Raw genomic sequence first — 14817 nt, 5'->3', positions numbered from 1 at the left:
GCAATTTACATTTTTGTTAAAATAAGTTTACCTATTTCAGGAATAGCATAAAGTCTTTTTAAATCTTTTCTATCTGCGTTTACTAGGTCTTGAGCCATAGATAAACGTAGGTCGTTAGGAATAAATGCTAACATTATAAATTTATGCAGATTATCAAACTGTTTATTGCTAAGCTCAGTTTTATTATAGATCAAACTGTTAGTTAAACGGGTGAGAATTACTGATAATATATCTAATCGTTTTGTTTTACCATCTATCAGTTCTTTTAATCTTCCGTTAATTAGTTTAAAATCAATAGTATTAAGAATTTCTTCAGGCGCAACAAGCTTATCCAAATCCATATTAATAAAATTAATGAAAGCCACAGAAGTTTCTTGATCAAGACAACCATCTGCAATAATTTTGACTAAATCAAGAGATTTTTTTAAATCAGATATAGAATTAATGGACTGAAAAAACTGAACTAAAGAACGTGGCGTTGTTCTTTGACCGGTTACAACCTCAGGATAATTTAAAACAAAGGCGATACCCCTTGGATCTATTTCTTTTTTCTCTGCCCATCTAGCCCATGTTTTCACATCAAACTCCATAGAAACATGAATCATTCTTGTAAGCATAGCATCATCCATAGTAGTAACAGAATAATCACCGCCATCTGGGTTTGCAGTCGAAATTATCATCCAATTTTCTGGCAAGGTCCAACTAACCAATTCATAATTTTGAAGTAATTGCATAATCCCTCTTAATATTCGATCATCAGCTCTATTGATGTCGTCAATAAGTAAAATTCCTGGTCCTTTCTTGGTAGGAACCCAGTCTGGTGCTACAAATTGGGTGCTGTTTTTATCATTAACATCTTTAATCTGCGGCATACCGACCAAGTCGCCCATCTCTTCGAATTGAGCAGGTGCTATATATATAAATTCAAACCCATTCTCTAAAGCAAATTCTTTTACCAATTCAGTTTTTCCAATACCATGCATTCCCCAAATACAAGCTGGTGTAGGCCTGTTTAGACTTTTTTGGTCAAAACTACAATCTGTCAAATGTTTTAAAAAATCCCTTACTTTATCGGCATTTACAGTAGCCCCATAGGTTATGTAATTAAATTGATTATTTTTTTCCATATTAGCTTATACTTATAATTTTGCTTTACGACCTGGTAACTTTTTAAAGTCGTTACTATCTGTTTCAATTCCTTCTTTACTGATAACCCACAAAATAGGGAAGCGCGAATGAGTTTTAGGTTTTGGTGCAACCCCATCGGTGAAATAAATTAACCCATCTGGTTTAAAGGTTTTATTTCCATATTCTATAGGAGCATTAAAATCAGTGCCTCCACCGCCTGTCACAAAAGTTGGTGTAACGCCTTTATAGGCATAAGATCGGTTTATCACAACGTCGCACTCTACAACTTCTATTTCTGCTCCTTGTCTCCAAATATGATATACTTCATTAAAAAAGTCAGCTAACTCACTTTTATGTATACTCCCTGATGTATCAATTGCAATTAATAGCTTTTTAAGCTTTTTAATTTTAATACCAGGCACAGTGCCAAACCTTTTAGAAGGTCTTTTAAGTGTTGTTCTAATCTTGGTTTTACAACTACTTTCAGAAAAAAGTTTAACAACCCTTCTCCAATCAACTAAAGGTTTTGGTTTTATAAGTATTTGTTCAAGCCAGGATCGTAAACCTGCAGGTAAATTTCCAAAAACCTTAACCGAAGTTTTCTTATTTGCAATATTAATGAGGTTTTCTATTTGAGCTTCTGTTAAGCTTTTATCTATATTATTTTGCGAATAAATTTCAACCCATTTGTCATGTCTATTTAGTCCGTGTGAAGTTTCCTGTATATTATTATAATTTTTTGCTGCTTCTGAATCTTTAAACTTGCCATTTAATTCATTTTTAAGCTCGATCAGTTTATCATAATAATAGTGGTGTGTTCTATCTTTTTCCAGTTGCAACTCAGGAAACGTTTCTAAAAAAATGGATTCATCTGGCAATTGATTTCTTTCTATAAACTGATTTACAACTATGTCCATAGCAATATTTAAAAGATGCTTGTTAAAGTTTTTGACATTGACCAACGTGTGCTTAAAGATAATATGTAACACCTCATGCTTAATAACTCCATACCTATGTTTTTCATCAGTTAAGAAATTATCCCAAAATATAGGATTGATATATAACGTGTGTGCATTTCCCGTAATACCAACCCCCATTGTTTGAACATCGTCATCAGAATCAACAACTTCTTTATTCATGCAACTAAACAAATGAGAATAAAAAGGCTCTTTTAATAACAAGGATATGCTTGTCCTTGTGACTTCTTCAAGTATTCTTCCGTTGTCAATACTCATAAAATCATCTATTTTGTTTCTCGTTTACCGCTTTTCTAAAGTTGGTCATTTTCTCTTTTTCTTGTTCAGAACCATCAACAAAAATTCTGGAATTGTGAAACGGAATATCACTTTCATCAGGTATTTCAATAGTGTCAGCATCGCTAAATATACCTATATATCTTGCTTCAGATTTAAATATTGAAATAGGTATTTTAGAAATAATCGTCTTGCTTAACCTTATTTCATCAACCTTTAGTTTTTCGAACTCGTCAGGCAATTTTTCAATAGCATTTTCCTGCATATTTAATTCTCTTATCTGTTTAAAAGAAAAGAATAGAGTAGGAATCTCTTTAAAGTCGTTTTGATTTAAGTTTATTCTATTGAGCATTACAGATGCTAAATCATGTTTTGTCTTTTCATTCGATTGAAATAAAGAACCCAAAAAACCGTGCTTCTTTCCTTTCTCAACGTCCCCAATAGAACTCAAATGATTGTTCTGTGCATTTATGCTTCGACCTCTGTAAGACAAACCCTTAGTACTGAATAAACTTACTGGTAAATTTTTTAATTCATTGTTTCTTAAAGTAATCTCTTCTAGTCTCAAACAATTTTCAAAAGTATCTGGTAAGTCGCTTAATTTACAATCTGACAAATTAAGGGAACGTAACTTCTGAAGTTTATTAAAGTTAATCGTAATATTTTCTAAAGGATTTTGATCAAGCGATAAAAAATCTAATGATTCAAATGTTTCAATAAACGATGGTAGCTCTTTAATTTGATTGTAACTTAAATTCAAAAATTCTAATTTCTTGTAAGATTCAATAAATGAAATATTGGATAGACCCGTATAGTTTAAATGTAAACGAGTTATATTTATTAAACTTTTTAAATTGTCTACATCTTTTAAATTAAGTTTGACAATAATCAGCTCTTTCACAGAACTGTTTATTTGAGACAAATCGGGAATTCGCATATCACCAGAGGCTTGCCAGTGACCAATACTAAGTTTTTCTAATGTTGGTATTTCTAGAAACGAGGCAGGAAAACTATCCATTGATTGTTCTACATTTAGTGTATGCAGTGGTAGTTTATGTATTTTCTTTTTTAGAAACTCTTCTCGTATTGGTTCAGAGGGCATTATTCTTAAAGTGTGAATAAAATCGCATTCGTTCAACGACTCTGTTATTTGGTTAAACCCTACCTTTTCTAAGTATACACGTCCAAAAGAATTTATAAAATAATCATTAATTCTACCTTCCTTATTGGCTTGGTGCCATCTAATCATTTTAAAGGCTAAAATAAAAGCACATAGATCAATTTCATCATGATGATATATTTTTTTGAAATTTTCAAGTTCTTTTTTCTTATAACTATCTTTCCAAGTATTCTTTATATGATTTTGTAAATCTGAAGAAGCATATTTTTTAAAAAGGTTACGAGAAGTTTTTCTTATTCCAATATCTGTATGAAACAAATGGATAGCTACGAGATAGCTTATAATTAACCTATTAGCACCTCCACCCTCAATTACGGGAAGTATTAAAGCTAATTGATCTTCATCTTTGGCTTTTAACAATCGAGTAATCTGTTGTATAAGCTCCGTACTACTTTCTTCTAATAAATAAGGCGTATCTTCTTCTATAAGTTGCTCTTTTAAATGATCTTCAAGAAAGAAGTTAAAACCTTTATTGAATAACTTCTCAATATCTTTCAAATCTACTTTTGGGGTTATAAGAGCATAAGAAACATCTACAGGTTTAGTTTTAACTTTGAAGCCTTTTTTACCTAGTATATCCTTTAAATTCTTAAGGGTTCCCATACTAGGTTTACCTGATACATATACCACGGAACCATCTGTAAAACCTTCTTCAAAAGGGTTTTTTAAAATTTTAAAGAGTGGTTTGTAGTAACCAGATAAAAGAGCAAAAGCAATCATTCTTTCTTGCTCAGACTTGATCTGTAGTTTATCAATTGTAATAAGAGCTTCTTCTGCACTTTTTAGTACTTTAAACAGCCTTGTAAACTTTATCCAGCCTTGAGGTAGAATTGCATACTCTAGTGGTAATTGAATGTCTTTTATATCATTATAAGTATTACCCTGGATGTCAATTTTCAATTCCTTTATAAATGATAATTTTACTATTGAAGCCGGAATTACCTTATCTTGAGTTACAATTTGAGCGTATTCCAAATTAGGAAATTGCTGAAGATTTTCTATGTACCAATCTAAAGTACGTGGTTCCCTGAAATTAAATTCCAGCTTTTTAATGGAACTCATTTTTGCCAGTTTGTCAATTTCCTGATTAATATCTAAGTTAGGAAAAGCTGAAAATTGTATAGATTCAATATGTTTTAAGTTGTAAAACTCTTCAGGAAAACTAGTTATTTCCTCATCACGCCAATATATTTCTTTTAAGTTTAATAATTGTGATAGTAGTTTAAAATCTGCATTCGATATTGTACCTGCAGTAATTTTTTCAAGCTTCTCAAAAGCTACTACTTTTAAAAAATTAAGGGCTAAACCATTACCTAACCAATGCAACTCTTTCAAATCTGTTAGGTTGTATAATGATTCTGGAATTTGGGTAAGATCAGGATTATTTCTTATAACAAGAGATTCCAATTGTTCTAACTTACCAATGGTTTTGGGAAGCTCAATTACTCCCGTACTTATAATGTTTAAACTTTTAAGGTCATTTAATTCTCCTATAGTTTCAGAAATATTCTTCAACCCTCTTAGATAACTAAATGATAGTGATTCAAGATTTTTAAGTAATCCTAAATTATTAGGTGAATCTTGACGAGCTTCCTCATCACTATACAATGACATTCTATAAAACCTAAATTCTTTAATTTGTGGCCAACTTGCTAAATTGTTTATTAATGACTCAAGATTTAATTCCGGATTATCTTGGTATTTTATCTCTTTTAAATTTTTCAATTTTTTCAAAGAATCAGGAAGTTCAACTAGGTTGTTTTCTTCTAAATCTAAAGATTCCAACTGTGTCATATCTCCTAATGATTCTGGTAAATCTTTAAGTTTCCATTGCCTAAAACTGAATTGTTTCAGACTAGGTAACCCAGCCAATACTTTACATACTTGCTCTAGGTCAAGTTCAGCGTTACCTTTTAAATGTATAGTTTCAAGTTTTTTTAGATTAGCAATTTCTTTAGGTAGTGATTTTAATTTATTAGATTCAAGATACAACACCTTTAAATTAGTCAAATTCCCAATCTCCACTGGCAAAACTGATAAACCTGAAGAGGAAAGATCAAGTTCTTCAAGATTTTTTAAATTAAAAAAAGCAGCCGGTAATTTCTTTAGTTTATTAAAACGAAGATTTAAATACTTAAGATTTTTAAATCCATTTAATTGTTCAGGATATGTAGTTAAATTATTGTTCCTTAAATTTAAAAAAGTCAATGAATCTAGAGAAGAAAAAGATGGTGCCAATATTTTTAAGCCATTGCTCCTTAGGTCAAGAATTTCAAGGGCTTTGAGATTTCCAATGCTTTCAGGCAATTCTTTTGTTGCATTTTTAATTAATCCAAGACCTTTTAAGTTCTTTAATTTAGATAACTGAATAAATAATTCTTCATGATTTAGTGTTTTATTATAGCTTAAATCAAACTCAAGGTGAGGTAACATATTGAAATCAATTGTATTTATAGCTAACCTTTTCAACTTGCGATTCTGTAAAACAAAACGAACCTTGTTACCTTTTAAACTTTTTACCCTACGTAAATCACCTGTTTCAATTAATTCATCATTCGCCGGCATCTTTTGATATTGCATAATCTATATTTAGGATATAACTCTAACGTTAATATATTTGATTAATTATTAGCAATTAATTCCTGTATTACCTTTTGCTTTAAATCTATATATCCGATTTTTTTATAAATATCTTTTTCAAACCTTATACCTTTTTTCAATTACAAATAATCTCAAAATCAAAATCACAATTTTATTTTGATAATTTTAACTACTAAGTACCCCATGGCATTTTAATAAATTGTAGATTTGTTTAATCCTTTTTCAGAAAGTATGAACAATGTAAAAAAGCAATTTAGTATTAGAGACCTTGAAAACCTCTCTGGAATTAAAGCACACACCATTAGAATTTGGGAAAAAAGATACAATCTTTTATCTCCTGAACGTACCGATACTAACATTAGAACGTATAGCCTCTCTAGCCTTCAAAAGCTACTTAATGTTACACTACTCTATAACAACGGACATAAAATTTCTAAGATTGCTAAGATTTCTGATAAAGATATTCCGTACGTGGTTCGCGAAATAGTAGCAAAACACAGTCATAAAAGTCAGGCAATTAATGCTTTTAAACTAGCCATGGTCAATTTTGATCAAACTATGTTCTTTAATACTTACAATGCCTTATTAAGTGAAAATTCATTTAGAGAAATTTTTAAAGAGACTTTTGTTCCTTTATTGAATGAACTTGGATTGCTATGGCAGACGGATACTATTAGTCCGGCTCATGAGCATTTTATGAGTAGTTTAATTAAACAAAAGATTTTATTAAACACCGAAAAGCTTCAACATTTAGAACCTACAAAAAAGGATAAAGTATTTGTGGCTTTTTTACCCGAGAACGAAATTCACGATATAGGCTTATTATATATTAACTACGAAATCATTTTAAAAGGATATAAATGCATCTATTTAGGTCCCACAATACCTATGGAGAATCTAGAAGATGTGCTGAAGTATTTTGATGACATCTATTTTGTATCCTATTTTACAGTTTTTCCAGAAAAAGATAAGGTTAACAAGTATCTAGAAGACTTCTCTGAATTAGTTTCCAAGTATAACAATCCAAACTTTTGGATTTTAGGTAGACAGACAAATTTCATTGAAGAAGATACAAAACCCAACTTCTGTAGAACTTTTACTTCTATTGACAGCTTAGTTAACAACCTATAATCTTACAGAAATAAATGAATAGAAGTTGTATTGTAATCGGTTCTGGTTTTTCATCATTATCAGCATCTTGTTACTTGGCAAAAGCTGGGTGGGACGTAACCATATTTGAAAAAAATGATACCGTTGGTGGTCGTGCATCGCAATTTATAAAAGACGGATTTACTTTTGACATGGGTCCTAGCTGGTATTGGATGCCCGATATTTTTGACAAGTTTTTTGCTGATTTCAATAAACAAACATCAGATTACTATCAATTGGACAAGTTGAGTCCGGCCTATAAAATTTTCTTTTCAGATGATGTTATTACCATTGGTGATAGCATGGATAAAATTTGCGAGGAATTTGAACGCATAGAGCCAGGTAGCTCAAAAGCGTTAAAGAAGTTCATTGATAAAGCGCAAGAAAATTATGACATTGCCATCAATAAGGTGGTTCTAAGACCAGGACTTTCACCTTTAGAATTGGTAACTAAAGAAACGATTTTAAAAGTCGACCAATTTTTTAAAACTATTAGCTCACAAGTACGTAAGTCTTTTAAAAACCCAAAATTGGTATCAACATTAGAATTTCCTGTATTGTTTCTTGGCGCTAAGCCTAGTAATACACCGTCATTCTATAATTTCATGAATTTTGCAGATTTTGGTTTAGGTACATGGCACCCTAAAGGTGGTATGTATGAGGTAATCAAGGCAATGGAAAGCTTAGCAATAGAATTGGGTGTAACAATACATACAAATTCACCTATAAGTAAAATTATAATTGATAACGGCAAAGCTTCCGGTGTAATATGTAATGATAAAACCTACAAGGCAGACAAAGTTCTAAGCGGTGCAGATTATCAGCATTCAGAAAGTTTGTTGGATGAAAAATACCAGCAATACAGTCAGAATTATTGGGAGAAAAAGGTTTTTGCACCCTCCTCTCTTTTATTTTATATTGGATTTGATAAAAAATTAAATAATGTAGAACATCATAATCTATTTTTTGATACGGATTTTGAGTTACATGCTAAGGAAATTTACGACAATCCAAAATGGCCTACAAATCCGTTATTCTATGCCAACTTTCCTTCTATAACAGATGCGAGCATGGCTCCAGAAGGTTGTGAAACAGGTTTTTTCCTGGTGCCAATTGCAACAGCGTTAGAAGACACCGAGGAACTAAGAAATCAATATTTTGACATTATAATAGATCGTTTTCAAGAAAGAACCGATCAAGACATTAGAAATAATATTATATTCAAAGAAACATTCTGTGTAAATGATTTTGTAGAACGCTATAATTCATACAAAGGAAATGCCTATGGTATGGCAAACACCTTAACACAGACCGCTTTTTTGAGACCAAATTTAAGAAGTAAAAAGGTCACCGACCTTTACTTTACAGGACAACTGACAGTACCTGGCCCCGGAGTACCACCAGCTTTAATATCTGGAAAATTAGTGTCAGAATTAATTATTAAGGACAACTAGTTATATATGAAAGATACTTTTGATCAAGTTTCGTACCAGTGCAGTAAAGTCGTTACCAAACGATACAGTACTTCTTTTGCTTTGGCAACAAAGATGCTTCACCCATCTATTCGTTTTCATATTTATAATATTTACGGTTTTGTACGCTTTGCCGATGAAATTGTAGATACTTTTCATGACTATGATAAGGAAATACTTTTTGATAAATTTGAACAAGAGCTTGAAGCATCTTTAAGAGATAAAATCAGTCTTAATCCAATTTTAAATTCATTTCAACATACCTTCCACACGTATAGTATTCCTAAACATTTGGTTGATTCATTTATGAAAAGCATGCGAATGGATCTAGTTAAGAACATCTACCGTACCGATGCTGAATACAAAGAATACATTTATGGTTCTGCTGATGTAGTTGGTTTAATGTGTTTACAGGTGTTTGTAAAAGGTGATGTTGAAGAATATAACAAGTTGAAAGAATCTGCCATGGCATTGGGTTCGGCATTTCAAAAGGTGAATTTTTTACGCGATGTAAAAGCCGATTTTGAAGAACTAAATAGATCTTATTTCCCAAACACCAATTTAAAGGAATTGGACGAAGCCTCTAAAAAAAGAATCGTTGAAGAGATTAAAGCAGATTTTAAGTTAGGCTACCAAGGAATCGTAGATTTACCTGCTGAAGCTAAATTTGGAGTCTATACCGCTTACAAGTATTACTATAAACTGCTTAAAAAATTACAAGGCACACCCTCTTTGGAAATTAAAAACGCCCGGATACGAGTTCCAAATTATCAAAAATTTGGACTACTGGCTCGTTCTTATGTTAAATTTAAAATGAACTTAGTATAATGAATATAGTGATTTGGATATTGATTTTTCTAGGAACATTCTTGTTCATGGAATTTATGGCGTGGTTCACGCACAAGTATGTCATGCATGGTTTTTTATGGAGTCTTCATAAAGATCATCATAAAAAAGACCACGATTCTTGGTTTGAAAGGAATGATGCCTTTTTTATTTTCTACGCTATCGTTAGTATGTCTTTGTTTTATGCAGGCACTACCGATTTTTGGTATGGCTACCCATTAGGATTCGGGATACTAGCTTATGGTATAGCCTATTTTCTAGTGCATGACATCTTCATTCACCAACGTTTTAAACTCTTTAGAAACGCTAATAATTGGTATAGCAGAGGGGTTAGAAGAGCGCATAAAATGCATCATAAGCATATTGGCAAAGGAGACGGAGAATGTTTTGGGATGCTTTTTGTACCCTTTAAATATTTTAAAAAATAAGTTTTAAGTAGATAGCACCAATATTTATTCTGCGATAAGTTGATTTAGAAGCTCATCAACTTTTTCATTATCCCAATCAGCAATGGCATTTTGGTGAATTACAATGGCACCATTTTTATCAATTACATAAGACCCTGGTGGTTTTAGTAATGATACCGGACTTGGTTCTCCAATAATTTGATAGGTTACAGGAAAAGTATATCCCTGTTCTTCCATAAAAAGCTCTACAGGAGCTCTCTCTTCATTGGTAATTACATAGAACTTCATCTTATCACCATAAGTATCATAAAGATATTGTATGTCTTTCAATTGCGCTTGAGAGGGCATATGCCACGATGTCCAAAAAGTAATAAAGGCAACCTGCCCTTTGGCTTCGTCAAAATTAAAAAACTTCCAATTTGCATCTTTCAACTTCCAATCGTAGTCAGTTATCTTACCTCGGTTTTCTGGTTGTATAATAGTTGGGGAAGTGGCAAAAACCCTGTTGAGAATAATCTTGCTATAATCACCTAAAGGGGTAACAAAAAAAGAAAGTACAAAAGCAATGATCAATAAGGTAAAAACCGTTTGTCTCTTCATAAAAGTTAGATAGGCATCAAAACTAAAAAACTCCTGATTAATATCAGGAGTTTTCCTTACAAATTTTGAGTTGTTGAATTATGAGGCATTTTCCCTCTTAATAACGTTTAAAGCAGAACCTTCTCTATACCACCCAATTTGAGCTGCATTGTAAGTATGGTTTACTTTGATAACATCTTTGCTACCATCGGCATGAACAACCTCAACGGTCAACTGCTTATCCGGTGCAAATTCTGCTATGTCTATAAAATTAAAAGTATCGTCTTCTTGAATAAGATCATAATCGCTTTCATTAGCGAATGTTAACCCAAGCATACCTTGCTTTTTAAGGTTTGTTTCATGAATACGAGCAAACGATTTAACTATTACTGCAGCAACACCTAAATGACGTGGCTCCATTGCAGCATGCTCACGTGAAGAACCTTCACCATAATTGTGATCACCAACAACAACACTTCTTATTCCGGCTGCTTTATATGCCCTTGCAGTATCTGGTACTCCACCAAACTCTCCGTTCAATTGGTTCTTGACCATATTGGTCTTTTTGCCAAATGCATTAACAGCACCAATTAGACAGTTATTAGAAATGTTATCTAAATGCCCACGGAAACGCAACCATGGCCCTGCCATAGATATATGATCTGTTGTACACTTACCAAATGCTTTTATCAATAGCTTTGCCCCCATTAAACTTTCGTCCTTAATTGGAGTAAAAGGCTCTAACAATTGTAATCTTTCAGAATCTGGCGAAACTTTAACCTCTACGCCTGAACCATCTTCATCTGGAGCTAAGTATCCAGCATCCTCAACTTCAAAACCTTTAGGAGGCAATTCCCATCCCGTAGGCTCATCGAACATTACTTCTTCTCCCTTTGCATTGATTAATTTATCCGTCATCGGGTTAAAATCCAATCTACCTGCAATAGCAATAGCAGCTGTAATTTCTGGAGAAGCTACAAAAGCATGTGTGTTAGGGTTACCATCAGCACGCTTAGCAAAGTTTCTATTAAAAGAATGAACAATACTATTTTTAGGTGCATTTTTAGGATCACTATAACGTGCCCACTGTCCAATACATGGTCCACATGCGTTGGTAAAAATCTTAGCATCCAACTTTTCAAATATTCCAAGAATACCATCACGGTCAGCTGTATATCTTACTTGTTCAGAACCAGGGTTGATTCCTAATTCCGACTTCATTTTAATTCCTTTATCAATAGCTTGTTGAGCAATTGAGGAAGCTCTAGATAAATCTTCATAAGAAGAGTTGGTACAAGAACCTATCAAGCCCCACTCAACAGCCAATGGCCATTCATGAGAAGTAGCCTTTTCGGTCATATCACTACCAACTTTCGTAGATAAATCTGGCGTAAAAGGACCATTTAACAATGGTGTTAATTTAGAAAGGTCTATTTCAATAACCTCATCAAAATATTGCTCTGGGTTTGCGTACACCTCAGCATCTGCCGTTAAATGTTCTTTCACTGTATTTGCAGCATCGGCAATATCAGCCCTATCAGTAGCTCTTAAATAACGCTCCATTGACTCATCATAGCCAAAAGTAGAGGTGGTTGCCCCTATTTCCGCTCCCATGTTACAAATAGTTCCTTTACCTGTACAGGAAAGGTTTTTGGCACCTTCGCCAAAATATTCCACTATAGCCCCTGTTCCACCTTTTACGGTAAGAATCTCAGCAACTTTTAATATAACATCTTTTGGTGCTGTCCAACCAGAAATATTACCGGTCAACTTAACACCTATTAATTTTGGAAACTTAAGCTCCCAAGCCATACCTGCCATTACATCAACAGCATCTGCACCACCAACACCAATAGCAACCATACCTAACCCACCTGCATTAACAGTATGTGAATCAGTACCGATCATCATCCCACCCGGGAAAGCATAATTCTCCAATACTACTTGGTGAATAATACCTGCACCAGGCTTCCAAAAACCAATTCCGTATTTATTTGAAACAGACTCCAAGAAGTCAAAAACCTCTGCACTAGTCGTGTTGGCTGATTTTAAATCTGCAGTAGCACCATTTTTAGCTTGGATCAAGTGATCACAATGAACTGTTGTTGGTACTGCAACCTTTGGCTTACCGGCTTGCATAAATTGCAATAAAGCCATTTGAGCAGTAGCATCTTGACAAGCAATACGATCCGGAGCAAAATCAACATAATCCTTTCCTCGGGTGAATGCTTCGGTCGGGCTACCATCCCACAAATGAGAATATAAAATCTTTTCTGAAAGCGTAAGTGGCTTACCTACCACCTCTCTTGCCTTGTCTACACGTTCCGACATGGAAGCGTAAACCTTTTTAATCATATCTATGTCAAAAGCCATAAAATTTATTTATAAAAATTGTTAATCTATCTTACCTGTACAAGATACAAAATGTAAGATGATTTTAAGAGCGCATATGAAATTAAGAATGATTATAAAAAGTGGGGAGACAAAAGCCTGTATAGCTATACAGACTTTTCTTTAAGCTTCTTATTCATTGGTAATTTTAGATAATGGTCAATATATTTAAAGAAATACAAATTCAACTATACTGTATAGCTCTGTTCCATATTATTTGTAGACACATTCAACTTGACTAAAATCTATGACCCTACCTGTAAAAACGCTTATAAAACAAACTTTTATATGATTTAAACTTGATGTAATTTTGACCAAAATTGAAACTTTATGACATCACCTTTTCATTTATCAAAAGAAGAAATGCAATCCTATGGTTATAAAGTTGTGGATTTCATTGTTGAGCATTATACAGAAATTGAAAATAAAAATCCTGTAAGCATTGCTACAAGAAAAGAAATGGATTCTCTTTTTTTACAAGAAGCTCCTGATCATGGTATGCCTGCGGATGAAGTTTTAGACTTTGTAATGGATAATGTAATACCGAATTCCAATATATCCGGTCATCCAAAATCCTTCTCATTTGTACCAGGACCAAGTAATTTCATTAGTGCTATTTCCGATTCCCTAGCAACAGGTTTTAATATTTTTTCTGGCGGATGGATTATTTCTGCTGCTGCGGCAGAGCTAGAAATTGTTACTTTAAACTGGCTTTTGAAGATGTTTAATTTCCCCATTAAAAAAGGTGGAGGTATTTTTACAAGCGGTGGTTCTATGGCTAATTTAACAGCTTTAGTAACTGCAAGAAGAGTAAAATGTGGAGATGATTTTTCTAATGCTATTATTTATTTGTCTGACCAAGCCCATTCCTCCAATATTAAAGCAATTAGGGTCTTAGGGTTTAAAAAAGAACAAATTAAAATAATTCCTACCGATCTAGAATTTAAAATAAGCATCAATAAACTTAAAAACGAAATTGCAAAGGATAAAATTGAAGGCAAAAAACCTTTTTGTATCATCGCGTCTGCAGGTACTACAAATACGGGCACGGTAGACCCTCTAGATACCTTAGCAGATATTTGTGAAAAAGAAAAACTTTGGTTTCATATTGATGGTGCATATGGAGGAGCGGCTATTTTATCCGATAAAGGAAGTAAGCTTTTACAAGGTATTGAACGTGCGGATTCTTTAACCGTAGACCCTCATAAATGGTTCTTTCAGCCCTATGAAATTGGATGTTTATTGGTAAAGGACTCTTCTTGGCTAAGTAACACCTTTAGCGAAAAACCAGAATACTTAAGAGATATAGAAGGCAACGAATCAGAAATTAATTTTTACGATTACGGTATTCAATTAACAAGAAGATTTAGGGCCTTAAAGTTTTACATGTCAATTAAAACGTATGGTTTAGACGCTTTTAAAAAAGCAATCTCTTATAATATTGACTTAGCCGATAAAACAGAGGACCTTCTAAGAGAAAGTGGTAATTGGGAAATTGTTTCGTTAGCAACTTTGGCTATTATTAATTTTAGATACAACCCATTGGAATTAAAATTATCTGAAGTTGAATTAGATAAGCTAAATCAAGAAATTTCAGCAAGAGTTGTAGCTTCCAAAGAAGCACTTTTAGTAACTACAGTTTTACAAAACCAAGTGGTCATTAGAATGTGCTTAATTAACCCAGACACGACATTAGATCACATTAAAGACACGTTAAATCAATGTGAAAATTTCGCAAAACAGATTATTTTAGATTGGAAAAAATCGGTTTAATAATAGTTATTAAAAAGTCGGACTATAAAAATCTATTT

10 protein-coding genes are annotated in these 14817 nt (G+C 32.9%); 5 read left to right on the top strand and 5 right to left on the bottom strand.

The genetic code is table 11. The features are described from left to right. Positions 1-5 precede the first annotated feature (5 nt). The 3 genes from UH1x_RS14710 to UH1x_RS14700 are packed head-to-tail and all read right to left on the bottom strand — an operon-like array spanning position 6 to position 6141. On the bottom strand, positions 6-1127 hold the full coding sequence (locus UH1x_RS14710) for an AAA family ATPase (protein WP_482622580.1): 1122 nt from the start codon (positions 1125-1127) through the stop codon (positions 6-8). 12 nt (positions 1128-1139) lie between these two features. Then, on the bottom strand, positions 1140-2363 hold the full coding sequence (locus UH1x_RS14705; protein ID WP_482622578.1) for a vWA domain-containing protein: 1224 nt from the start codon (positions 2361-2363) through the stop codon (positions 1140-1142). Positions 2364-2367: 4 nt separating this feature from the next. Then, positions 2368-6141 (bottom strand): leucine-rich repeat domain-containing protein, encoded by a 3774-nt coding sequence (locus UH1x_RS14700; RefSeq protein WP_482622576.1) that lies wholly within the window; start codon positions 6139-6141, stop codon positions 2368-2370. 252 nt (positions 6142-6393) lie between these two features. Between UH1x_RS14700 and UH1x_RS14695 the strand changes: the two genes are divergently transcribed. The 4 genes from UH1x_RS14695 to UH1x_RS14680 are packed head-to-tail and all read left to right on the top strand — an operon-like array spanning position 6394 to position 10057. Then, positions 6394-7293, top strand: a complete 900-nt coding sequence (locus UH1x_RS14695) for a MerR family transcriptional regulator (RefSeq protein ID WP_036153101.1) — start codon at positions 6394-6396, stop codon at positions 7291-7293. A gap of 14 nt (positions 7294-7307) precedes the next feature. Beyond that, positions 7308-8765: a phytoene desaturase family protein gene (locus UH1x_RS14690; RefSeq protein WP_482622574.1), complete on the top strand. Its 1458-nt coding sequence runs from the start codon at positions 7308-7310 to the stop codon at positions 8763-8765. Between the two features lie 6 nt (positions 8766-8771). Further along, complete coding sequence (locus UH1x_RS14685; protein WP_405409860.1) at positions 8772-9611, top strand: phytoene/squalene synthase family protein; 840 nt, start codon at positions 8772-8774, stop codon at positions 9609-9611. Continuing rightward, positions 9611-10057, top strand: coding sequence for a sterol desaturase family protein (locus UH1x_RS14680; protein ID WP_482622573.1), 447 nt, complete (start codon positions 9611-9613; stop codon positions 10055-10057). Before UH1x_RS14685 ends, UH1x_RS14680 begins: the two co-directional genes overlap by 1 nt. Before the next feature lie 24 nt (positions 10058-10081). Here the strand turns inward: UH1x_RS14680 and UH1x_RS14675 are convergent, their stop codons facing one another. Next, the gene (locus UH1x_RS14675) at positions 10082-10636 is read right to left on the bottom strand and encodes a TlpA family protein disulfide reductase (RefSeq protein ID WP_482622572.1); all 555 of its coding nucleotides are present in this window, start codon (positions 10634-10636) and stop codon (positions 10082-10084) included. A gap of 78 nt (positions 10637-10714) precedes the next feature. Then, on the bottom strand, positions 10715-12988 hold the full coding sequence (locus UH1x_RS14670; RefSeq protein WP_482622571.1) for an aconitate hydratase: 2274 nt from the start codon (positions 12986-12988) through the stop codon (positions 10715-10717). Positions 12989-13336: 348 nt separating this feature from the next. Between UH1x_RS14670 and UH1x_RS14665 the strand changes: the two genes are divergently transcribed. After that, on the top strand, positions 13337-14779 hold the full coding sequence (locus tag UH1x_RS14665; RefSeq protein WP_396635051.1) for a pyridoxal phosphate-dependent decarboxylase family protein: 1443 nt from the start codon (positions 13337-13339) through the stop codon (positions 14777-14779). The last annotated feature ends 38 nt before the right edge of the window (positions 14780-14817 follow it).

The organism is Maribacter sp. UH1 (assembly GCF_056839145.1).
Note: the sequence above shows the minus strand (reverse complement) of the source record. Positions and strands in the feature narration are given on the sequence as shown.

Coding starts and splice junctions, on each gene's coding strand:
- UH1x_RS14700 (WP_482622576.1), bottom strand. CDS start 6,141: ATGCAATATCAAAAGATGCCGGCGAATGATGAATTAATTGAAACAGGT.
- UH1x_RS14670 (WP_482622571.1), bottom strand. CDS start 12,988: ATGGCTTTTGACATAGATATGATTAAAAAGGTTTACGCTTCCATGTCG.
- UH1x_RS14705 (WP_482622578.1), bottom strand. CDS start 2,363: ATGAGTATTGACAACGGAAGAATACTTGAAGAAGTCACAAGGACAAGC.
- UH1x_RS14695 (WP_036153101.1), top strand. CDS start 6,394: ATGAACAATGTAAAAAAGCAATTTAGTATTAGAGACCTTGAAAACCTC.
- UH1x_RS14665 (WP_396635051.1), top strand. CDS start 13,337: ATGACATCACCTTTTCATTTATCAAAAGAAGAAATGCAATCCTATGGT.
- UH1x_RS14685 (WP_405409860.1), top strand. CDS start 8,772: ATGAAAGATACTTTTGATCAAGTTTCGTACCAGTGCAGTAAAGTCGTT.
- UH1x_RS14710 (WP_482622580.1), bottom strand. CDS start 1,127: ATGGAAAAAAATAATCAATTTAATTACATAACCTATGGGGCTACTGTA.
- UH1x_RS14675 (WP_482622572.1), bottom strand. CDS start 10,636: ATGAAGAGACAAACGGTTTTTACCTTATTGATCATTGCTTTTGTACTT.
- UH1x_RS14680 (WP_482622573.1), top strand. CDS start 9,611: ATGAATATAGTGATTTGGATATTGATTTTTCTAGGAACATTCTTGTTC.
- UH1x_RS14690 (WP_482622574.1), top strand. CDS start 7,308: ATGAATAGAAGTTGTATTGTAATCGGTTCTGGTTTTTCATCATTATCA.